16 protein-coding genes are annotated in these 20,616 nt (G+C 73.3%); 5 read left to right on the plus strand and 11 right to left on the minus strand.

Features of this window, described 5'->3' with window-relative positions; all coding sequences use genetic code 11:
• Positions 1–74 precede the first annotated feature (74 nt).
• Entirely contained in the window at positions 75–1,940 is a 1,866-nt protein-coding gene (locus tag ACIRQ9_RS15690; RefSeq protein ID WP_404172352.1) for an MFS transporter, read from the plus strand.
• A 48-nt stretch (positions 1,941–1,988) separates the two neighbouring features.
• Here the strand turns inward: ACIRQ9_RS15690 and ACIRQ9_RS15695 are convergent, their stop codons facing one another.
• Positions 1,989–3,125 (minus strand): hypothetical protein, encoded by a 1,137-nt coding sequence (locus ACIRQ9_RS15695; RefSeq protein ID WP_404172355.1) that lies wholly within the window; start codon positions 3,123–3,125, stop codon positions 1,989–1,991.
• 166 nt (positions 3,126–3,291) lie between these two features.
• Entirely contained in the window at positions 3,292–3,591 is a 300-nt protein-coding gene (locus tag ACIRQ9_RS15700; protein ID WP_404172358.1) for a hypothetical protein, read from the minus strand.
• 152 nt (positions 3,592–3,743) lie between these two features.
• Between ACIRQ9_RS15700 and ACIRQ9_RS15705 the strand changes: the two genes are divergently transcribed.
• Positions 3,744–5,276 (plus strand): helix-turn-helix domain-containing protein, encoded by a 1,533-nt coding sequence (locus ACIRQ9_RS15705; protein ID WP_404172361.1) that lies wholly within the window; start codon positions 3,744–3,746, stop codon positions 5,274–5,276.
• 19 nt (positions 5,277–5,295) lie between these two features.
• On the opposite strand, the gene ACIRQ9_RS15710 is transcribed toward ACIRQ9_RS15705, so the two are convergent.
• The 4 genes from ACIRQ9_RS15710 to ACIRQ9_RS15725 form a co-directional block, all read right to left on the minus strand.
• Positions 5,296–6,174, minus strand: coding sequence for a hypothetical protein (locus ACIRQ9_RS15710; RefSeq protein WP_404172364.1), 879 nt, complete (start codon positions 6,172–6,174; stop codon positions 5,296–5,298).
• Positions 6,155–7,738, minus strand: coding sequence for a protein kinase (locus tag ACIRQ9_RS15715; RefSeq protein ID WP_404172367.1), 1,584 nt, complete (start codon positions 7,736–7,738; stop codon positions 6,155–6,157). The genes ACIRQ9_RS15710 and ACIRQ9_RS15715 overlap by 20 nt, the downstream gene beginning before the upstream one ends.
• Positions 7,739–7,893: 155 nt before the next feature.
• Positions 7,894–8,016, minus strand: a complete 123-nt coding sequence (locus ACIRQ9_RS15720; protein WP_404172370.1) for a hypothetical protein — start codon at positions 8,014–8,016, stop codon at positions 7,894–7,896.
• Between the two features lie 428 nt (positions 8,017–8,444).
• The gene (locus tag ACIRQ9_RS15725; RefSeq protein ID WP_404172373.1) at positions 8,445–9,284 is read right to left on the minus strand and encodes a hypothetical protein; all 840 of its coding nucleotides are present in this window, start codon (positions 9,282–9,284) and stop codon (positions 8,445–8,447) included.
• Positions 9,285–9,364: 80 nt separating this feature from the next.
• Between ACIRQ9_RS15725 and ACIRQ9_RS15730 the strand changes: the two genes are divergently transcribed.
• Both ACIRQ9_RS15730 and ACIRQ9_RS15735 read left to right on the plus strand, forming a co-directional pair.
• Positions 9,365–10,153, plus strand: coding sequence for an SDR family oxidoreductase (locus ACIRQ9_RS15730; protein ID WP_404172376.1), 789 nt, complete (start codon positions 9,365–9,367; stop codon positions 10,151–10,153).
• 229 nt (positions 10,154–10,382) lie between these two features.
• A complete protein-coding gene (locus ACIRQ9_RS15735; RefSeq protein ID WP_404172379.1) occupies positions 10,383–11,957 on the plus strand; it encodes a sodium:solute symporter family protein in 1,575 nt (524 codons plus the stop codon).
• 55 nt (positions 11,958–12,012) lie between these two features.
• On the opposite strand, the gene ACIRQ9_RS15740 is transcribed toward ACIRQ9_RS15735, so the two are convergent.
• Together ACIRQ9_RS15740 and ACIRQ9_RS15745 are read right to left on the minus strand one after the other, a co-directional pair.
• Positions 12,013–13,131, minus strand: a complete 1,119-nt coding sequence (locus ACIRQ9_RS15740; RefSeq protein WP_404172382.1) for an ADP-ribosylglycohydrolase family protein — start codon at positions 13,129–13,131, stop codon at positions 12,013–12,015.
• Positions 13,132–13,263: 132 nt separating this feature from the next.
• A complete protein-coding gene (locus ACIRQ9_RS15745) occupies positions 13,264–15,666 on the minus strand; it encodes a tetratricopeptide repeat protein (protein ID WP_404172385.1) in 2,403 nt (800 codons plus the stop codon).
• A gap of 87 nt (positions 15,667–15,753) precedes the next feature.
• On the opposite strand from ACIRQ9_RS15745, the gene ACIRQ9_RS15750 reads away from it, so the two are divergent.
• Positions 15,754–16,254: a DUF2165 domain-containing protein gene (locus ACIRQ9_RS15750; protein ID WP_404172388.1), complete on the plus strand. Its 501-nt coding sequence runs from the start codon at positions 15,754–15,756 to the stop codon at positions 16,252–16,254.
• Here ACIRQ9_RS15750 and ACIRQ9_RS15755 read toward each other — a convergent pair.
• The 3 genes from ACIRQ9_RS15755 to ACIRQ9_RS15765 all read right to left on the minus strand — a co-directional run bounded on the left by ACIRQ9_RS15755 (position 16,247) and on the right by ACIRQ9_RS15765 (position 20,521).
• The gene (locus ACIRQ9_RS15755; RefSeq protein WP_404172391.1) at positions 16,247–16,819 is read right to left on the minus strand and encodes a hypothetical protein; all 573 of its coding nucleotides are present in this window, start codon (positions 16,817–16,819) and stop codon (positions 16,247–16,249) included. The two genes, ACIRQ9_RS15750 and ACIRQ9_RS15755, sit on opposite strands and share 8 nt — an antisense overlap.
• A 122-nt stretch (positions 16,820–16,941) precedes the next feature.
• Positions 16,942–19,527, minus strand: coding sequence for a bifunctional FO biosynthesis protein CofGH (locus tag ACIRQ9_RS15760; RefSeq protein ID WP_404172393.1), 2,586 nt, complete (start codon positions 19,525–19,527; stop codon positions 16,942–16,944).
• 148 nt (positions 19,528–19,675) lie between these two features.
• On the minus strand, positions 19,676–20,521 hold the full coding sequence (locus ACIRQ9_RS15765) for an LLM class F420-dependent oxidoreductase (protein ID WP_404172396.1): 846 nt from the start codon (positions 20,519–20,521) through the stop codon (positions 19,676–19,678).
• Between the last annotated feature and the right edge of the window lie 95 nt (positions 20,522–20,616).

The following is a 20,616-nucleotide window of genomic DNA, read 5'->3' on the forward strand; positions in this document are numbered from 1 at the left end:
CTGGACGAGAACCGGCCGGTAACACCGTGGAACGCGGCCGAGAACAGAAGACGGGACACGGGGAGTGCCTTCAGGTGGCCACAGCGGAGCCGACACGCGCCGACGACGCCGAACCGGGCCCGGTAGCCGGCCCGCGAATAGCCCTGCCCGAGACCGGGCCGCGCACCGCCCACGACAGACCCGGCACGCGGCGTAACGGCGGCCTCCGCCGGCTCCTCGACCGGGACGCGCCGCTGCGCGAGTGGCCCTCGCGCCACCCGGTGCTGGCCGTCACGGCCCTCGCCGGCATCCTGCACATCATCTGGCTGTTCACGTTCGCGAACAGCGGCGGCGACCTCGCGGCGCAGGACGCCTGGGCCGAGTTCGTCGGCCGCCACCCGGACTCCGCGTACAACCTCGCCTGGTACGGCGGCATGCACCCGGTGTCGTACAGCGTGGTCTCGCCGTACCTGATGTCGGTGCTCGGCGTCCGTACGACGATGATGATCGCCGGCACGGTCTCGGCCGGACTGCTGACCCTGCTCCTCATCCGCAGCCGCGTGGTGAAGAACCCGCTGTGGGCCTCGCTCGCCGGGGTGCTCGCGCTGATCTGCAACGCGGTCTCCGGACGGGTCACCTTCGGTCTCGGCACCGCGTTCGCGCTGGCCTCGGTGGGAGCGGTGTTCTGCTGGCCCCACCGCTGGCGTCACAAGCGATGGGCGAAGGCCCTGGTCGCGGCGCCGTTCGCGGCCCTCGCCACCATGTCGTCGCCGGTGGCCGGGCTCTTCGTCGGCCTGGTCGCGGTCGCGCTGTTCCTGCAGAAGCGCCGGCCGGGCGCCTGGGCGCTGGGCCTCGCTCCGGCCGCCGTGGTCGCCGTGTCGGCCTGGCTGTTCCCGTTCTCCGGCACCCAGCCGATGGGCTTCGGCTCGGTGGTCATGCCGCTGGGCTACGGCCTGCTCTGCCTCTTCCTCGTCCCCGAGGAGTGGAAGACGGTCCGACTGACGGCCGCCGTGTACAGCCTCGGGGTCGTGCTGGTGTGGCTGGTCAGCTCGCAGATCGGCTCGAACATATCCCGGCTGCCGATGCTGTTCGCGGGCGCCGCCCTGATCGCGGCCCTCCCGTACACCGTGCCGCGCTCGCGCAGGTACTACGTCACCGTCCTCGCCTTCCTCGGCTTCGTCGGCTGGATCGGCTTCAAGGCGGTCGACGACATCATCCACACGACCCCGGCGGCCTCCTGGGCCCGCGAGCTCGCCCCGCTGGTCAACCAGCTCCAGCAGGTCGGCGCCGAGAAGGGCCGCGTCGAGGTGGTCCCGGCCCGCTCGCACCGGGAGGCGTCCGCGCTCGCGCCGTACGTCAACCTGGCCCGCGGCTGGAACCGCCAGGCCGACATGGAGCGCAACCCGCTCTTCTACGACGACACCCTCAACTCCGCCAACTACCACGAGTGGCTGCAGCGCTGGGCCGTGCACTTCGTGGTGCTGCCGAAGGACGACCCCGACGGCGACGGCGGCGAGCGCGAGCGGGCGCTGGTCCGGCGCGGGATGCCGTACCTGAAGCAGGTCTGGGGCGACGCCAACTGGCAGCTGTTCCGGGTGACCGATCCCACGCCCCTCGCCGAGCCCGACGCGGTGGTGGACAGCGCCGAGCAGGGCGAGCTGACCATCGAGGTGCGCACGGCCGGCCGGATCCTGATCCGGATCCCGTACTCGCCGTGGCTGAGCATCGTCGACGCGGACGGCAAGAGCCTGAAGCCGCCGCAGGAGACCCAGGCCTCCAAGAACCGTGCCGAGGGCACGCCGAAGACGTACACCAATGTCAACGGCTGCCTGCTGGAGACACCGGAGGACGCCAAGGGCGACCGCTGGACGATGCTGCTGGCCCCGAAGACGGGAACCTACCGTCTGGCGGCCCCCTACCAACTGCCCCGCGGCACCCCCTGCCCGGACGAGCTGAAGTGAGCCGTCGCCGGAGCGGGTACGAACGCTCCGGCGACGCCTCCGGGCACCTCACCAGCTGTCGGGGCCGTGGCGCAGGATCCAGCGCTGCTGGTCGTTGAAGGACAGGTGGGCCCTGGAGACTCCGGTGCTGCGGTAGAACTCCAGGCCGGCGTCCCAGATGGCGCCGTACGCCGCCCCGCTCTCGTCGTGCGTGCCCAGTTCCCGCAGGCAGCGGGAGGCCCCGTACACCGTCCAGCCGCCGACCGGGAGGACGACCGCGGCCAGTTCCTCGGGGGTCACGCTCAGGTAGGGCTGGAGGCAGACGCTCCAGAGGTACGAGGCGTCCAGCGTGCTGGCGGAGATGTCGGCGGTGTGGCGGCCCAGGATCTCCATCCGCAGGGGTGTCTCCGGCGGCATCCCGCCCATGGGCCGGGCGGCGTCCTGGACGGACAGGCGCTCCAGCGCGCGGGCGGCCGCCTCGTGGGGGTCGCGCCGGCCGGCCATGGTGTGCTGGAGGCGTTTCCACGAGCGGTCGATGTCGGCGGTGGTCACGTTCTCGATGAGCGGGACGAACTCCCGCAGCGTCTCCCAGGCGGCCTGCCGGTCGGCGGCGAACGTCGCCGGCGCCTCTTCGAGGAGGAAGATCAGGGAGGAGGCGAGCATGCGGACCTCGGTGCGCTGGACGTTGTCCTCCAGGTCGTCGTGGCGGACCGAACGCCGCCACCGGAGCAGGACACCGGCGGCGAGCGGCCACTCGCCGCCACCCCCGAGGAGCCGCACGAGGTGGAAGAGCTGGTCGTACCCGTGGACGCGTCCCGTGGCACGGCCGGCGTCGAGCAGGTCGGCGAGCCGGGTCGCTAGCTCCGGGATCCGGTCCGGCGCTCCCGCCCTCAGGGCGTCGTCGGCGGACCACAGCAGGTCCTCGGCGCGGGCCCGGCCGGGGTCGCCGTACTCCGGTGAGCCGTTCAGCCGAGCGTCGAGCTCGACCCGCTTCGCCTCGTGCTGCCAGGGTTCGGCGAGCGAGAACGTGACGAGGGCGGTGCCGCACCCGGGGCAGGTGCCCGGCCAGCGGTCGGACGGCCGGTCGGGACCGCCGCGACCGCACTCCTCGTACGGGCAGATCCAGCGCAGCCCCACGGCGCCCCGGGGCGGCCGGTACCCGTAGCGCGTCGGTGGCAGTGCCTTGTGCCGGGCGAACAGTCCCATCGGTGTGACACCTCTCGTGCGGTCGAACGCGTTCGGCGGGCGCGTGGCTCCGCGTCGTCTGGCGTGGTGCGCGAGCGGCGCCGGTGGGGACGTCCGCTCACCGGTGGCCCGGTCCGCGGCCGGCGGGCGTCCGCGCGGCCGGCCCGACGGACCGCCGTCCGGGCGACTACCGCCGTGCGGAGGGCTCGTCGTCCCTCTCCCACTGGCCCCGCACGATCCGGCCGCTGCGGCTGTCGTGCGGAACGCCCCAGCGGGAGGCCGGCTTCCCGGTGGCCAGCCAGTACACCAGCACGGCTTCCCACACCAGGGCCTTCAGCACGCTGACGACGAACCACTCGGGGCTGATCAGGAGGATCCTCACCGGCAGCCCGTGCCACCCCGAATATCCGGTCCGGTGGGTGAGCACCCATATCGACACGATGACGCCCAACGCGTGCAGCAGCCCGATCACAGCACCGAAACTCATGGCCGGCTTCCTTCGCTCAGTTCCGAACTCGCTTGTGATCCCGTCCCGTTCGAGATCGCGAATGTCCTCAAGGATGAGGGAACGGACGTCTCGGGAGTCGCCATTTCTGTACGCTTTTGTCATCAGATCTGTTCGGCCTCGGGGGAGGCGCGTTGACCTACGCAACCGGCGAGCGGAAGACCGCCGCGGACATGATGCGCGAGCTGCGCAGGCAGGTGGAGCAGCGACAGGGACCGGTCACCGACGAGACGCTGGCGAGGACGCTGGGCATCAGCACCGGGGCGCTGCGCAGCTACGCCAGCGGCAGGACGATGATCAAACCGACGGCGCTGCGGGCGCTCGCGGAGCTGGCCGGCGTCCAGGTCTCCCGGGTGTACGCCGAGATGGGCTGGTTGCCCCGGCACGAGGTGTCGGCCGTCAGGCAGCCGGACCTGCCGGAGCAGTTGCAGGCCGCGGCGGCCGCGGTGACGAGACTGAGCGAGAGCCTGGACGGGCTGGCGCCCGAGGGCACCGGCCGCGCCACGCTGCTGGCGGCCGCGGCGGTCCTGGGCGACGAGCAGGCCGCCGCGCGCTTCCAGGTGCGGCTGCACGCGCTGGAGTCGGGCGACCGGTGCTCCGTACCGACCACGCTGACCGCGGAGTTCCTGCCCGGCGACCACGTTCGGGCCCTCGATCCGGACGAGTTGACGGCCCGCGCGCTGGCGGTGGGGATGCGGCCGGTGCCTCCGGTGCCCCCGGACTCCGACGGGAGTGACCCGGTGGCGGCGCGGCACCGGCTGTTCCAGGCGGAACTGGAGGTGGTCACGGCCGACGCGCTGTCCCGGGCCGGCGACTTCAGCTGGCAGGGCGAGCCGGGGACGACGCTGTGGCGGCCCGTGTGCCGCCGGTGGCCGACCCACCTTCTCGTCCAGCACGTGCTCACCGGCCAGCCCTTCGCCGAGCGGCTGCCCTGGTCCTCGACCGACGGCCTGCCGGTGGTGGTGATCGGCGCGGACTACTCGATCGGCCCGACCGCGGCCCTGCTGGCGAGGGCCCTGGGGTGGCGCTTCGTACCGGTCACCTCGGCCACCACGTTCGACTCCGGGCGGCTCGTCCGGTCGCCGGCGCTGTCGCCTCCGGGACGGCGCAGACAGGGCTGGGGCGCAGCCGCCCGCCGGATCGGGGTGCTCTCCGAACCCGCCGCCCCGCTGCCCGTGGTGATGCTCGTCCGGCCCTACGTCTTCGGCGACCAGGACGCCTACGACGTCGCGGCCCGGCGTCTGCTGCGGAACGTCCGCGCGCACATCGTCTACGCCCGGCCCACGCCCGGACACCTGGACTGGTGGGCGCGCAGGCGCCAGCTCACCGCCCGTGACGCACAGCCGGCGGACGCCTGGAAGGCGGACGTGCACCGGGCCCTGGCGCGGGTCGAGGAGGTGCTGGAGGAGCGCGGCGCGTTCCTCGGCCCCGAGCACGATCTGCGGCTGCGCCTGGCCCCGCTGTCCCCGTCCCCCGATCCGGAGGACCCGGTGGTCCCGGACCACTTGACGGACAGCCAGTTCGACTGCGCGGCCCTGTGTCTCGACTGGCTGGACCGGGTGGCGAACCAGGGCCGTGTGCCGCTGTCGCGTGAGATCCGTCCGTCCGCCCTGGGGTCGCGGCTGTCCCGCACGGACACGTCCGGGAGGACGGTGAGTTCCTGGTGAGCGGGTCCGGGCACGCCGGTCATCCCGTCGGCCGGTGTCCCAGCAGGTCGACCAGGAGGGGGCGCACCTGTCCGGCGGCGGCGAAGTACCCGGCGGTGACGCGGTTCTTCGCCGCCATGAACGACTCGTTGTCGAGGTACGGGGTGTCCTCGATCCGGTCGGCCCAGGGCCACGGCTGGACGTCGTCGATCGCCGCCATCGGACGCCCGTCCGCGCTCAGCGCGCCGGCCAGGACCTCGCGGAGCCGGAAGAGGGTGTGCCGGGGCTCGGCGGGTTCGTCGTCCCACAGGTCGCGGTAGCGGGCCACGATCTGCGGGAGCGACCAGCCGTCCGCCCTGGGGCGCGGGACATCGGTGACGGCCGGCCAGGCCAGCGCCACGGCCATGGGCAGCAGCCGGTCCCCGCTCACCCGGAGCACGGGACGGCAGGTCGTGCCGCTGGCGGGCGGCGGCCCGAACGCCGGTGGCGCGCTGAACAGGCGGACGGTCAGGGCGCGGGGGACGCCGAGGGGATCGACGACGATGTCATGCGCGGGGCCTGCGAGGCGTGTGCCGCCGGGCGCGAGGACGGTGCCGTCCACCACCAGGTCGACGGCTCCGTGCCCGGCACGGAGGTGGACGGCGCTGCGGGCGACGGCCAGGACGAGCGCGACGGCCGGCACGCTCCGCCGCACTCCTGGTCCCAGGGAGAGGAACGTGTCGGCGCCGGCCGGTGGCAGCCGCAGCCGGGACGCGCGGCCGACCAGGTAGCGGTCGCCCTCGCGCAGGGGCACGTCCCCGGGCCGGGAGGTGCCCGGCGGGCAGGCGCCGGACAGCACGCCGACCACGTCGTCGGCGGTTCCGGGGGCCGTCCGCGGGGACTCGGAGCCGCTCGTGCGGTCATCCCGCGAGCCCGTCATGTCCCTCCCTGCGCACGACCTGGATCATGACCTCGATGCCGAGCGTGTTGACGCCCGGGAAGCAGAACAGCCCCTCCGCGTCGACCATTTTGAACCGCTGGCGGTAGACGGCGGGCCAGCCCGGGGCGCGCACCGGGATCAGGACGGTGGCGACGGAGCCGGGCGGGGTCTCGGGTACGTCGAAGCGTTCGCCGCGCAGCCGCACGGTCTCGGTGCCGGTGGCCGGTGCCATCGCCCGCAGCCGCCGGTCCCGCCAGGTCACCGTCCCGCGGTTGCGGATGTGCAGCGGGAACTCGCCCGTCTGCCAGGGCGCGAGTTCGATGAGCGAGGGGGTGTCCTCGTGCTGTTCGCTGCGGTCGCCGGGTATGGGGTAGCGGGAGCCGCGGGGACGGCCGTCCAGGCCGAGCATGTCGCTGCCGCGTGCGCACAGGTGGAGGTAGCGCAGATATCCCTGGGCCTCGGTGATCCGGTCGACCATGGAGACGATGTCGAAGGGCGGTTCGCTCCAGCCCATCTCGTAGGCCCACAGCCTGAAGGCGCTGGTGCGGCCGAGCAGTTCGCGCTGGCTGGCCAGCTGACGGCGGGTCATCGACCAGGCTCCGTGCCTGCGGTGGTGGCGCATCTGCGCGCCCAGCTCGTGCCAGGGTGTGGGCCCGGCCTTGCGCGGGTTGATCCGGCCCAGGCGCAGGGTGCGGGCGGGCGCGCTGCTGAACGCGTCCTCCGCCGCGCCGAGCAGGGCCCGGGTGTCGCAGGTGGGGCGGGTCACCTCGCCCGGGACGGGAGCGATGTGCAGGGGCCACCGCAGGGCGGGGTCGCGGTGCCAGCAGCCGATCAGGATCTCCCAGAGCCGGCTCGCCGCGGCGCCCGCCGCCGCGTGGAACGGTCCGGGGTCGGGCAGCGCGTCCCGGTCCCGGATCGCGGCGGCGGCCGCCGCCGGGTCGGACCCGAAGGGGTGCCGTCCGGTGAGCAGGAAGTACACCGTGGAGGCCCAGGAGAAGACGTCGGACGGCGTGTACGCGGTGTCGAGCCGGAGCTGTTCGGGTGAGGCGAAGGCCACGCTGTAGCCGGTGAGCCGGGTGTGGGTGACCTCGGCGGAGCGGGCGATGCCGAAGTCGATGAGCACGGGTGTCAGGCCGCCGGAGTCGTTGCGCAGTACGACGTTGTGCGGTTTGACGTCGAGATGCGCCACGGGCGCGGCGTGGATCTCGCTCAGCGCGCGCAGCAGTCCGAGGATCGTCTCGCGGGCGAGGTCCCCGGTCAGTGGGCCCCGGCGGGCGACGATCCGGTCCAGGGCGGTGCCGTCGATGTACTCGAACACCAGGTAGGGAGGGACGCCGTCGGGATTCCCGCCGAGCAGGCGCACCACGCCGGGGTGGTCGATCCGGCCGACCAGGGCGGCCTCCCGGGCGATCCGGTGCCGGGCCTCGTCCGGGGCGCCGCCGAGGGTGTGCCAGGCCTTGAGCGCGACGACGGCGCCGTCCGGCCCGGTGGCCCGGTACACCGAGGCCTGCCCGCCGTGGCCGAGTTCGGCTTCGAGCCGGTACCCGTCGATGCTGCGCTCCACCGGCCCTCACTCCCCCCCGTCCACGAGGCCTCGCGGGCTGCCGCGGGACCTCAGTATGGCCGTGCGGGAGCGGGGCTGGGCCCCTTACGCGGACAAACGCCGCTGCCGCACCGGTACGACGGTGCGGCAGCGGCGGGAGTGACGGGGCGGCTGGGTCAGCGGGCGGCCGGCCGGCCGGGGACGAACGGGTCGTCCGCGTCCTCGGGGCCGTGCGCCGTGGCGTGCGGGAGGTGGCCGAGCGGCGGCACGGCGAAAGGTGCCCTGCGGCAGGTGTCCATGGGTGTCTCTCCGGTTCGGAGGGGTCGGCGGAAGTGCGGCGCGCGCTCGCAACGCCAATCTCCCGTGACCCGGACACCCGGTCCATCAACGCCCGTTGATGCCGGTCTCGCGCGACGCGCCTCGCCCCGAATACGCCGTCCGCCCGCTTGACGGGGCCGGACGGCGAGGACGACCGTAGGGGTTCGCCAAAGCCCGCTTTTCGGGCGATCCACGGCTGAAGGGGGATGTAGTCATGGCGTGTGCCTGCACGAACGCCGGTCGGACGAAGTGCGCCTGGTGCAAGGAGGCCGAGCACCTGCGCCGGCCGCCGTCGGGACACAACTGCCAGTGGGGGAAGTGTTCCTGACGCCTGTCCGTCCCGTCTGACGTGAGCCCTTGTGCCGGGTCCCGGACCCGGCACAAGGGCTCACCGCCGTCGCCGGAGCGCTCAGCGCAGTTCGTTCACGTACCGGTCCGTGCCCGGGACCGTCGGGATGAAGGGGGCCAGGAGTTCCGTGTGGCCCAGGCCGGATGCGGTGATGTCCTCGTCCAGTCCGGTGAAGCGGGTGTCCCAGCACTGCCTGGGGTCCTCTTCGAGGAACCACAGCAGGGTCAGGCGGGTGTCGACGCCCTCCACCTGTTGGACGTAGGTCATCCGGTCGCCGGGCAGGGGTGTCGGGCGGAAGGCCGTGACCATGGCCGTCGGTGAGCCGGCGAGCCGCTTGGGCAGGCAGCGGCCGCGCAGCCACTCCAGCAGGTCGGCCCGCTGCTCGGGCGACTCGCTGTCGACGACCTGGAGGACCAGGCCGGCGTAGGGGTGGTCGAGGGCGTGGAAGTCGCGGGGGCCCGCGGCGCCGTCGCGGTAGACGGTGGCCTCGTGGTCCTGGAACGCGGTGAAGACGTGGGTGCGGTCCTGGTAGACCCGGGCGTCCCGGTTGAGGCGCCGGTTGACGGCGACCGTCCACTTCATGTGGTCGGCGTAGCGGCCGTCGGTGATCCAGTAGACGGAGAGGTAGCAGCCGGCGGTGACGGGCCGGGCGATCGCCGACTTCTCCGGGCGGCGCAGGAGTTGCAGGTCGCGGGTGGCGACCCAGCGGCGGCCCGCGTACATCCAGGGCATGGCCATGGCGCCGGCGTAGTAGTGGTCGTCCTCGTACCAGCGGTTGTACGCGTACTCGTGGCCGGGGTGCGGCTCGACCATGGTGATGAGGGCGTGGCCGGGGCGGACGCCGTAGGGGCCGACCGCGGCCAGCTCCGCGTACACCTCGCTGCGCGTGTCCTCGCTCATGCGTCTTCCCTTCCTTCCGCCTGCGCTCGCCCATACTCTGACGCTCCGTCAGATGAAGCGCCAGAGCCGGGAGGCCATCGATGTCACTGCTCGCAGGCAAGACGGTCGTCGTCTCGGGGGTCGGCGCCGGGCTCGGGCACCAGGTCGCGGCGGCCGTCGTACGGGACGGCGGGAACGCCGTGCTCGGTGCGCGGACCGAGGCGAACCTCGCCAAGAGCGCGGCCGGGATCGACCCCGAGGGCGGCCGGACCGCGTTCCGCGCCACCGACATCACGGACGAGGGCCAGTGCGAGGCGCTGGCCGCGCTGGCCCGGGAGCGGTTCGGGTCCGTCGACGCGGTGGTGCACGTGGCCGCGTGGGACTCCTATTTCGGCGGGGTCGAGGACGCGGACTTCGCGACCTGGGCGTCGGTGGTCGACGTGAACCTGCTCGGGACGCTGCGGATGACCCGGGCCTGCCTGCCGGCGCTGAAGGAGGCGGGCGGCGGCGCGGTGGTCTTCGTCGGGACGCAGTCGGCCGTCGCCGCGCCCTCGCAGGTGCGGCAGGCCGCGTACGCGGCTTCGAAGGGGGCGCTGACCAGCGCGATGTACTCGCTGGCCAGGGAGCTGGGGCCGCACCGGATCCGGGTCAACACGGTGCTGCCGGGCTGGATGTGGGGGCCGCCGGTGCAGGCGTACGTGCGGTTCACCGCGCACACCGAGGGGGTGCCGGAGGACGAGGTGCTGGGGCGGCTGACGGAGCGGATGGCGCTGCCGGAGCTGGCGACGGACGGGGACGTGGCGGACGCGGCGGTGTTCCTGGCCTCGGACCGGGCGCGGGCCATCACGGGACAGTCACTGCTGGTCAACGCGGGGGAGCTGATGCGCTGACGGCGCGACCCGAGAGCATCGCACCCCTCGCGAGTTGTTCATCTACATGAATCAAGGTCAGCAAGCAGAACAATTTTACCGTCCCTTGACCTTACGTCCGCTTGTCGTGTCCATGTGACCGAACCCACGATGAGCGGGCACTTCGCGGCCTTCCCCGTCCCCACTCCGCTTATGCGAAGTGCCAGCCAGCTGAGCGGAGTTCAGAAGGCGGACCCTGGAAGGGGGGCACATGAACGGGCTCGACTGGGCCGTGCTCATCGGCTACTTCGGCGTGATGGTGGCGATCGGCGTCTGGTCGCACAGGCGCGTGGACACCGTGAGCGACTTCTTCACGGCCGGCGGAAAGATGCCCTGGTGGCTCTCCGGCATCTCGCACCACATGTCGGGCTACAGCGCGGTGATGTTCACCGGGTACGCCGGCATCGCCTACACCTACGGCGTGACGTCGTTCATCACCTGGTCCTTCCCGATCGCGCTCGGCATCGCGATCGGCTCGAAACTCTTCGCCCCGCGCATCAACCGGCTCCGCTCCCGCCTGCACGTGGCCTCCCCGCTGGAGTACCTGAAGAACCGGTACAACCTCTCCACCCAGCAGGCGCTGGCCTGGTCCGGCATGCTGCTGAAGATCGTGGACGTGGCCGCCAAGTGGGCCGCGATCGCCACCCTGCTGTCGGTGTTCACCGGGGTCTCCCTCGACCAGGGCATCCTCATCACCGGCGCGATCACCGCGGTCTACTGCACGATCGGCGGCCTGTGGGCGGACGCGCTGACCGAACTGGGCCAGTTCGTCATCCAGTTGCTGGCCGGCGTCTCGATGTTCGTCGCCGTCGTCCTGAAGCTGAACGACAAGGGCATCGGCATCTTCGACGCCTTCGACCAGCCGGCCCTGCACGGCCACGGCAGGCCGCTGGTCGGCCCCTACGGCACGGTCTTCCTGCTCGCCTTCCTCTTCATCAAGCTCTTCGAGTACAACGGCGGCATGCTCAACCAGGCCCAGCGCTACATGGCGACGGCCGGTCCGAAGGAGGCGGAACGCGGCGCCCGCCTCTCCGCGGCGCTCTGGCTGATCTGGCCGGTGGTCCTGTTCTTCCCGATGTGGATGTCGCCCCTGCTCGTCCACGCCCAGAAGCCGGACGGCTCCGACTCCTACGGCCTGATGACCGAACAGCTCCTCCCCCACGGTCTGCTGGGCCTGGTCGTCGTCGGCTTCTTCTCCCACACGATGGCGATGTGCTCCTCCGACGCCAACGCCATCGCGGCCGTCTTCACCCGTGACGTGGCGCCGGTGCTGTCGTCGCGGGCCCGGGCCTGGGGCGAGCGCTCCGGGCTGATCGCGGCGCGGGTGACGACGGTGGTCTTCCTCGGCCTGTCGATGGCGGTGGCCACCCAGGTCAACTCGCCCACGTTCAAGGACATCATCACCGTGGTCATCAAGTGGGTGGCCGGTCTGATGGGCCCGATCGCGATCCCGATGATGCTGGGTCTGCTGCGCCCGTTCCGCCGCTCCGGCCCGACGGCCGCGCTCACCAGCTGGGCGGCGGGCCTGCTCGCCTTCTGGCTGGTCAACTACCCGATCAACTGGAACGTCGACGGCGGCGTACCGCTCCAGTACCAGGTGTCGGTGCCGCTGGCCGTCTCCCTGGTCCTCTACATCCTCATCGGCTACCTGAAGCCGGAGGACACCCCGGAGCGCCTGGCGATCATCGAGTCGGTGAACACCGACGGGGACGGTACGGCGGCCGCGGCCCCGGTACCGGCCCAGGCGCAGGCCCCGGCGGGCGGCGGGGAGGTCCTGCGGGACTGACCCGCGACGGCCGCGCCGGCGGCCCGCTCAGGCACCCCGTCCCAGGCGCCCCGTCTCAGGCGCCCCGCGGGTAGCGGGCCAGCCAGCCGGGGGCCGCGCCCGCCGGGCTGTGCAGGGCCGGGCCCTGGGTCATCTCCATCGCGAAGTCGTCGGCGAGTTCGAGGATCGTGGGACGGCCCTCCAGTTCGGCCACCCAGGCCGGCGGGAGGGCCGTCTCCCCGTGCAGCGCGCCCAGCAGGCCGCCGGTGAGGGCGCCGGCGACGGCGGAGGGTCCGGCCTGGTTGACGGCGAGGCACAGCCCGTGCCGTACGTCCTCGCCGACGAGCGCGCAGTACACGGCCGCCGCCAGCGCCCCGTCCGCGGCCCCGTCCCCGGTCAGCTCCTCGACCCGCGCCGGGGAGGGCATGCCCTGCCGTACGGCGCCGAGCGCGTGCTGCAGCGCGTCGGAGACGGGCTGGTGTCCCGGCCGGGCGGCGAGCAGCGCCAGGGTCCGCTGCACGGCCCCGTCCAGCGAGTCCCCGCGGGCCAGCGCGTGCACGATCACCGCGTAGGCGCCCGCGGACAGACAGGCCGTCGGATGCCCGTGGGTCTGCGCGGCACACTCCACGGCCAGCTGGACGACGAGCTGCGGCTCCCAGCCGACCAGCAGCCCGAACGGCGCCGACCTGGCGACCGCCTCGGGCCCCATGTCGTCGGGGTTCTTCGGCGACTCCAGGGTCCCCATGGTCTCGTCCCCGAGCCCCATCAGCAGCGCCCGGGTCGGCTCGCGGCGGGCGTACAGCCACTCCTCCCTGGCCAGCCACCCGTCCTCCTTGCGCCGCTCGTCCGGCCCCCAGTCCCGCTGGGTGGCGGCCCAGCGCAGATACGCCCGGTGCAGGTCGGTGGGTGGATGCCAGGCGCCGGTGTCCCGTCTGACCTGGGCTCTGATCAGTCCGTCCACGGTGAAGAGGGTCAGCTGCGTGTGGTGCGTGACGGTCCCGCGCCGCCCGTGCCCGAACCCGAGGTCGACCAGGCCCTCGGGACCGTAGGCGGTGCGGATCTCCTCCAGCGTCAGTCCGTCGACGGGCCCGCCGAGCGCGTCCCCGACGGCGGCGCCGAGCAGCGCGCCCCGTACCCGGCTCCGGAAGTCCTGCTGCTCGGCACGGCCCCAGACGGCACCCGACGTCGTACTCACCACCATGACCTCCCCACGGGTACCGTCCGTACACACGAGCGCACAGCACTGTAATCGACCGGGAACGGTCCGTTCAGGGACCGGTCGGGGATGCGAAGTGTGGGTTGTGTGGTCCCGAGCGGTCGTTTTCGATCACGTCGGGGGCAGTGCGCGGTCGGCCAGCCGCTGCCGCACCCGCGCCCGCGTCTCCAGGGCCCAGGGATACTCCGGGTTGAGCGCGAGGGCGCGGTCCAGGTCGGCGAGGGCCTCCTCGTGGCGGCCCAGGGCGGACAGGGACGCGCCCCGGCTCGCGTACGCCGACGCGTACTCGGGATCGAGTTCGAGGGCACGGTCGTAGTCGGCGAGCGCCTCGGTGTCCCGGCCGTTGACGCGCAGCGCGTCGCCGCGTTCGCAGCGGCCCCAGGCCCAGTCGGGCTGCAGCGCCAGGGCGCGGTCGAGGTCGGCCAGCCGGCGGACCTGGTCGCCCAGGCCGCGCCAGACGCGGGCGCGGCGGGCGAGGGCCCAGGCGTAGTCCGGCTTGAGCGCCAGCGCGCGGTCGAAGTCGGCGAGGGCGGCGTCGAGGTCTCCGTGGCGTTCGTGGGCGGCGCCGCGGGAGGCCCAGGCGAACTCGCCGGCGGGGTCGCGGGCGATCCCCTCGCTCAGGTCGGCGACCGCTTCGGCGTGGTGGCGGGCCAGCCGGTGGTGCTCGCCGCGCAGGACGACGTTCCAGGCGTTGTCCGGCTCCAGTTCGAGCAGGCGGTCGAGGCCGGCGAGCGCGCCCGCGTAGTCGCCCGTCGCGCCGAGGGTCACCGCCCGGCCGCGGTGGGCGCGGACCAGGGCGGGGTCCAGGGCGAGGGCGCGGTCGTAGTCCTCCAGCGCCGGTCCGGGCGCGCCGTCCCGGGCGAGCGCGTCGGCCCGCAGCGCCCAGGCGGTCGCCCGCCACGGCTCGTCGCCGCGGGCGCGGCCGAGCAGCAGCCGCAGGAGTCCCGCGAGCCCGCCCCCGGCGAGCGCCGCGGCGAGGTCCGCGCCCCAGGTCCGCAGGGCCTCCGCGTCCGTGTCCTCGCCGGCCTCGGCCAGGACCCGCACCCACGGCCGGACGGCGTCCTCGCCGTAGCCGCAGGCGGTGACGAGGTCGGCGAGGGTCCCGGCGAGCGCGGCGCGGGGCCGTGCGCACAGCAGGTGGTGGGTCTCGCCGAGCCGCAGCTCCCGCCAGCCCTCGTCGGCCCACGGCTCGTCCGGCCGCAGGTCGCCCTCGGCCCGCGCGCGCCGTCGGCGGTACGCCTCGGCGAGCCGGGTGTGCCGCCCGGTCCAGGCCTCGGGCGAGCGCAGCCGCTGGAGCCGGAGCATCGGCGCCCGTACGACGTCGTGGTACCGCAGCCGTCCGCCGTGCTCGCTGACGAAGGGCATGCCGCGCAGCCAGGCGAAGAGCGCGTCCGCCTGGTCGCCGGGGCCGTCCACGGCCGACCGGAACGCGTCCTCGTCGAGCCGCCGGGGCAGCGCGCCCGCCAGCGCGGCGGCTCTGCGCACCGGGTCCCGCTCCCATTTCAGGAACCGGTCGACCGCCGTGGCGCTCGGGTCGCCGACGTCCCCGGGGCCGACGGGGCCTGACTCGGCGAGCGTGGAGACGAGCACCGGGAGCCCGCCGGTGAGGCGGAGCACCTCGGCGACCACCGGTTCGTCCCGCACCCCTTTGTCCGCGAGCAGGCCGCGGGCCTCCTCCTCCGTGAAGGGGCCGAGCGGCAGGTCCGTCATGAAGTCCGCGAAGCTGCCCCAGCGGACCGTGTCGAACGGGTGCTGCCCCGAGGTGACCACGACGACGTCGGCGGGCAGGGCGCCGTACCGGTCGGTGGTCATCACGTCGTGCAGCCACGGGTCGAGGAACGGGCCGGTGCGTTCGTAGGTGTCGAGGAGGAGGACGATCCAGGGCACGGCGTCGGCGGCGCCCGCGAGTTCCGACAGCAGGACGGGGGTGAGGACCTGCTCGGGAGAGAGCACCAGCTGGGCGTCCTCCTGGCTCCGGAAGCGGGCCCGGAGCCGGTCGGCGCCGTGCGCGAGGCCGTCGGTGTCCAGGGCGGCGGCGAAGGCCCCGGCCACCGGGATCATCCCGAGGCCCGCCTGGGCCGCCCGCGCCACCGCCAGGCTCCCCGCCGACGGCCCCTCACGGTCCTCCGCCGGGCCCGGCGCCAGGGCGGCGGCCGCCTCGTGCCGCCGCTCGCGGTGCGCGGCCAGCAGCCGTTCCAGATCCTTGAACCGCCGCCCCTGGGAGGCGAACTGACGGGCCATCTCCGTCATCGCCTCGGGCACGCCGGCCACGCCCTCGTCGACGTACGCGGTCAGCGCCCCGGCCTCCCGGGCGATCTGCTCCAGCTCCCGTACCAGCCGGGTCTTGCCGACGCCCGCGTCGCCGTGCACGTGGAAGAGGAAGCGGTGCCGTTCGTCCTCGGCGGGCACGGCGAAGTTCCCGCGGAACGCGGCCCGTTCGGCGGTCCGGCCGACGAATCCGGCCCGCCGGCGCCGTCCGATCAGCTCCTGCATCGACGGCCGTGTCGGCCCCATCAGCTGCACCCCCGTAGCCGCTCCGGGCGCTCAGTCTGGCAGAGGCCCTCACGGGTGCGAACGGCCGCGCCGGGGAAGGACGGTGACATGTCCACCTCCCACGCGCCTCGTGCGCTCTCCCTCACCGCGGCCCTGCTCACCGGCACGGTCGCGCTCTACATCGCCCTCGTCGCCTTCGGGAACATCACCGACTTCGGCACCAACCAGGCGTTCGTCCAGCACGTGCTGGCCATGGACACGACGTTCAAGGACGACGACCTGATGTGGCGGGCCGTCACCAGCACCGGGCTGCAGAACACCGCGTACGTCGCCATCATCGTGTGGGAGACCCTCGCCGCCCTCGTGCTGGTCGCCGGGACCGTGCTGTGGTTCCGGCGCGACGACGACCGCGCGCGCCGCCTGTCCACCTACGGTCTGCTGATGCTCGTGCTGCTCTTCGGCGCCGGGTTCGTCGGGATCGGCGGGGAGTGGTTCTCGATGTGGCAGTCCAAGACCTGGAACGGGCTGGACGCGGCGACCCGGGTGCTGGTGCTCACCGGGATCGCGCTGGTCGTCGTACGGCTGCCGGAGCGGCCGCGGGCTATTTGACGACGGTCACCTTGGTGTTGGGTTCCGTGCCGAACGTCCACAGGGCCGCGCCGTCCGCCTTGCGCATGCGGATGCCGCTGGTCTGCTTGCCGGCGGTGGCGGGCGGCGGCGAGGCGCCGTCGGCCGCGTTGGAGAAGGCGACCGACAGCCCGGACTTCGCGGCGAAGTAGAGGACGTGCTCGATCTGGACGCCGTCCGAGCCGGTGGTGGCGGAGAGCGTCTTGGAGATCGTGTAGGTGCCGGGGTCGGGGCTCACCGTCCCCGGCCAGACCGTGAAGGTGCGGGTCGCCTTGTCGCTCGCGTCGACCGTCCAGACCCGCTTGGCGCCCAGCGAGTAGACGACGCGGCGGCCGGTGCCGGAGGCCGCCGGCACGTCGGGGGCCTTCGTGGGCTTCGGGGACGCGGAGGGGTGGGCGGCCGCCGGCGCGCTCGCGGACGGGCGGGCCGCCGCGGCCGTCGGGTGCGGCCCCTTGTCGGCCTGCACGGCGAGGAAGACGACGGCCACCGTCGCCCCGGCCGTCAGACCGGTGACCCAGACCCAGGAGGGCAGCAGTCGGGCAGCCACGGGTACGCATCTCCTCCGTTATGAGGGCCCCTGCATACGCACGCAGGAGTCGGATCATCGTACTGCGCGCTGCCCGCCCGCTCGCTCCGGTCCGGGGTCCCGTCCCGGTCCGCCCGCTCCCGTCAGTCCAGCACGGGCAGCAGCTCCGGCAGGTGCCCGTCGGACGCCTCCGCCGCTTGCCTGCGCTCCTCGGGCACCTCGCCGTACAGGGTGGTGCGCGGTTTCGCCGGACGGCCCGCCGCCTCGGCCACCGCGATCAGGTCCCGCACCGACTTGTACGAGCCGTACGACGAGCCCGCCATCCGCGAGATGGTCTCCTCCATCAGCGTGCCGCCCAGGTCGTTCGCGCCCGAGCGGAGCATCTCCGCCGCGCCCTCCGCGCCCAGTTTCACCCAGCTCGTCTGGATGTTCGGGATGTGGGGGTGGAGCAGGAGCCGGGCCATCGCCGTCACCGCGCGGTTGTCGCGCAGGGTCGGGCCGGGCCGTGAGATGCCCGCCAGGTAGACCGGGGCGTTGGTGTGGATGAAGGGGAGCGTCACGAACTCCGTGAAGCCGCCGGTGCGCTGCTGGATGCCGGCCAGCGTGCGCAGGTGGCCGAGCCAGTGCCGGGGCTGGTCGACATGGCCGTACATCATCGTGGACGAGGAACGGATGCCCAGCTCGTGGGCGGTCGTGACGACCTCGATCCAGGTGGCGGCGGGCAGCTTGCCCTTGGTGAGGATCCAGCGGACCTCGTCGTCCAGGATCTCGGCGGCCGTGCCGGGGATGGTGTCCAGGCCCGCCTCCTTCGCCGCGGTCAGCCACTCGCGGATCGACAGGCCGGTGCGGGTCGCGCCGTTCACCACCTCCATCGGCGAGAAGGCGTGCACGTGCATGCCGGGGACCCGCTCCTTGACCGCCTTCGCGATGTCGAAGTACGCCGTGCCGGGCAGGTCGGGATGGATGCCGCCCTGCATGCAGACCTCGACCGCGCCGACCTCCCACGCCTGCTGGGCGCGGTCGGCGACCTGGTCCAGGGAGAGGGTGTAGGCGTCGGCGTCGGTGCGGCGCTGGGCGAAGGCGCAGAACCGGCAGCCGGTGTAGCAGACGTTGGTGAAGTTGATGTTGCGGGTGACGATGTAGGTGACGTCGTCGCCGACCGCGGCCCTGCGGACGTCGTCGGCGATCCGGGTCAGCGCGTCGAGGGCCGGGCCGTCCGCGTGCAGGAGGGCGAGGGCCTCGGCGTCGGTCAGCTTCGTGGGGTCGTCGGCCGCGGTCGCCAGGGCCTGGCGGACGTCCGTGTCGATCCGCTCGGGCACCATGCCGGGGGCGGCCGCCTCGCGCAGGGCGCCCCAGTCGCCGTACACCTCGTCGAAGTCCTCGCGGCGGTCGCCGGTGCGGCCCTCGGTGTCGACGGCGGTGTGCAGGTCGGTGCGGCCTCTCGCGACGAAGACCTCCTCGGGCTCCTGCCACGGGTGCCCCTCGACGACCGCGTCCGGGAGGGCGAGGCCCGTCTCGGGGTCCGCCAGCGCGGCCACGTGCGGACGCAGCCGCGGGTCCAGCCAGGGCTCGCCGCGGCGGACGAACTCCGGGTACACGCACAGCCGTTCCCGCAGTTCGAAACCGGCGGCCGCGGACTGCGCCGCCAGCTCCTCGATCTGCGGCCAGGGGCGTTCGGGGTTGACGTGGTCGATGGTGAGCGGGGAGACCCCGCCCCAGTCGTCGATGCCGGCCGCGATCAGGCGCCCGTACTCGCTGTCCACGAGGTTGGGCGGCGCCTGGATGTTGCCGGCCGGGCCCATGACCAGCCGTGCCACGGCCACGGCCGCGACCAGTTCGTCCAGTTCGGCGTCCGGCATGCCGCGCATCGCCGTGTCCGGCTTGGCGCGGAAGTTCTGGATGATCAGTTCCTGGACACCGTGGTACGACCGGGCCGTGCGGCGCAGCGCGAACAGCGACTCGGCCCGCTCCTCGTAGGTCTCGCCGATGCCGATCAGGATGCCCGAGGTGAACGGGACCGAGGAGCGGCCGGCGTCCTCCAGCACGCGCAGCCGGACGGCGGGTTCCTTGTCGGGGGAACCGTGGTGCGGGCCGCCGGGCTCGGACCACAGGCGGGTCGCCGTCGTCTCCAGCATCATGCCCATGGAGGGCGCGACGGGCTTCAGCCGCTGGAAGTCCGTCCAGGACAGCACGCCGGGGTTGAGGTGCGGCAGCAGGCCGGTCTCCTCCAGGATGCGGACGGAGACGGCCCGGACGTAGGCGATCGTGTCGTCGTAGCCGTGCGCGTCGAGCCACTCGCGCGCCTCCGGCCAGCGGTCCTCCGGCTTGTCGCCGAGGGTGATGAGGGCTTCCTTGCAGCCGAGGGCCGCGCCCTTGCGGGCGATGTCGAGGACCTCGTCCGGGGACATGAACATCCCGTGCCCGGCCCGGCGGAGCTTGCCGGGGACGGTGACGAAGGTGCAGTAGTGGCACTTGTCGCGGCACAGGCGGGTGAGGGGGATGAAGACGCTCTTCGAGTAGGTGATGACGCCCGGACGGCCCGCCTGTTCCAGGCCGGCGTCGCGCACGCGGGCGGCGGACGCGGCGAGGTCGTCGAGTGCCTCGCCGCGTGCCTGGAGGAGGACGGCGGCCTCGGAGACGTCGAGGGCGACGCCGTCCCGGGCGCGTTTGAGGGCGCGACGCATGGAGTTCTCGGTGGGGCCGGTTCCGGGGGTCGCGGAAGTCGTCATTCTTTGAGCATACGTTCGGGGCCGGAGGGGTCAGGGGGGCGGCGGCGCGTTGCCGGGTGCGGGTGCGTCGTGGCTGCTCGCGCGGTTCCCCGCGCCCCCTCAGGAGCGCGGGGAACCGCGCGAGCACCCCCCACCCGGCCGCGGCCGACTACAGATACCGGGCGTACTCGTCCAACGCCCCCAGCACTTCCGCCTCCCCCGCCGGGGGCAGCTGGACCACGACCTCCTCGATGCCCAGTCCGGCGTAGTGCGCGAGTTTCCCGGCGCTCGGGAAGACCGCGTACGGCACCACCTGGAGCGCCGCGGGATCACGTCCCGCGTCCGCCCACACCCCCCGCAGCACCGGCAGCGTCTCCGTGAGCCCGTGTCCTCCGATCGGCATCCATCCGTCCGCGTACGCGGCGACGTGCGCGAACATCCTGGGTCCGGCGGCACCGCCGACCAGCGTGCGCGGACCGGCGAGGGGCCCGCGCGGCTTCTGGACCGGCTTGGGATACGCGGACGACGCCCGGACGATCCCGAACTCGCCTTCGTAGGCGGTCGGTTCGTCCGCCCACAGCGCCCGCATCAACGCCATCCGGTCCTGGGTCAGTTCCCGCCGTGTCCGCCAGGCCACACCGTGGTCCGCGGCCTCCTCGACGTTCCAGCCGAAGCCGACGCCGAGCGTGAACCGGCCGCCGGAGAGGTGGTCGAGGGTGGCGATCTGCTTGGCGAGGCCGATCGGGTCGTGCTGGGCGACCAGCGTGATGCCGGTGCCGAGGCCCAGGCGCTCGGTGACGGCGGCGGCCTGGCCGAGGCCGACGAACGGGTCGAGGGTGCGGCCGTACTCGCGGGGCAGGTCGCCGCCGGCCGGGTACGGGGTGGTCCGCTCGACGGGGATGTGCGTGTGCTCGGGCAGGTACAGCCCGGCGAAACCGCGTGCCTCCAGTTCACGGGCGAGCCGGACGGGGGTGATGGTCTCGTCGGTGAGGAAGATCGTGACGGCTATACGCATGGGCCATCTGTACCGGCGGCGGCGCGATATGTCCATACCGACTGGTCGGCATCGCCCGCCCCGCCTTTCACGCTGCTATGCACATGACATGCGGA

The organism is Streptomyces sp. NPDC101237 (assembly GCF_044767465.1).
GTDB classification, from domain to species: Bacteria; Actinomycetota; Actinomycetes; order Streptomycetales; family Streptomycetaceae; genus Streptomyces; species Streptomyces gramineus.

What these genes read in the sequence shown, in the direction of transcription:
- ACIRQ9_RS15695 (WP_404172355.1), bottom strand. Translation starts at nt 3,125, where the DNA reads ATGGGACTGTTCGCCCGGCACAAGGCACTGCCACCGACGCGCTACGGG.
- ACIRQ9_RS15700 (WP_404172358.1), bottom strand. Translation starts at nt 3,591, where the DNA reads ATGAGTTTCGGTGCTGTGATCGGGCTGCTGCACGCGTTGGGCGTCATC.
- ACIRQ9_RS15710 (WP_404172364.1), bottom strand. Translation starts at nt 6,174, where the DNA reads ATGACGGGCTCGCGGGATGACCGCACGAGCGGCTCCGAGTCCCCGCGG.
- ACIRQ9_RS15720 (WP_404172370.1), bottom strand. Translation starts at nt 8,016, where the DNA reads ATGGACACCTGCCGCAGGGCACCTTTCGCCGTGCCGCCGCTCGGCCAC.
- ACIRQ9_RS15725 (WP_404172373.1), bottom strand. Translation starts at nt 9,284, where the DNA reads ATGAGCGAGGACACGCGCAGCGAGGTGTACGCGGAGCTGGCCGCGGTC.
- ACIRQ9_RS15730 (WP_404172376.1), top strand. Translation starts at nt 9,365, where the DNA reads ATGTCACTGCTCGCAGGCAAGACGGTCGTCGTCTCGGGGGTCGGCGCC.
- ACIRQ9_RS15735 (WP_404172379.1), top strand. Translation starts at nt 10,383, where the DNA reads ATGAACGGGCTCGACTGGGCCGTGCTCATCGGCTACTTCGGCGTGATG.
- ACIRQ9_RS15745 (WP_404172385.1), bottom strand. Translation starts at nt 15,666, where the DNA reads ATGGGGCCGACACGGCCGTCGATGCAGGAGCTGATCGGACGGCGCCGG.
- ACIRQ9_RS15750 (WP_404172388.1), top strand. Translation starts at nt 15,754, where the DNA reads ATGTCCACCTCCCACGCGCCTCGTGCGCTCTCCCTCACCGCGGCCCTG.
- ACIRQ9_RS15760 (WP_404172393.1), bottom strand. Translation starts at nt 19,527, where the DNA reads ATGACGACTTCCGCGACCCCCGGAACCGGCCCCACCGAGAACTCCATG.
- ACIRQ9_RS15765 (WP_404172396.1), bottom strand. Translation starts at nt 20,521, where the DNA reads ATGCGTATAGCCGTCACGATCTTCCTCACCGACGAGACCATCACCCCC.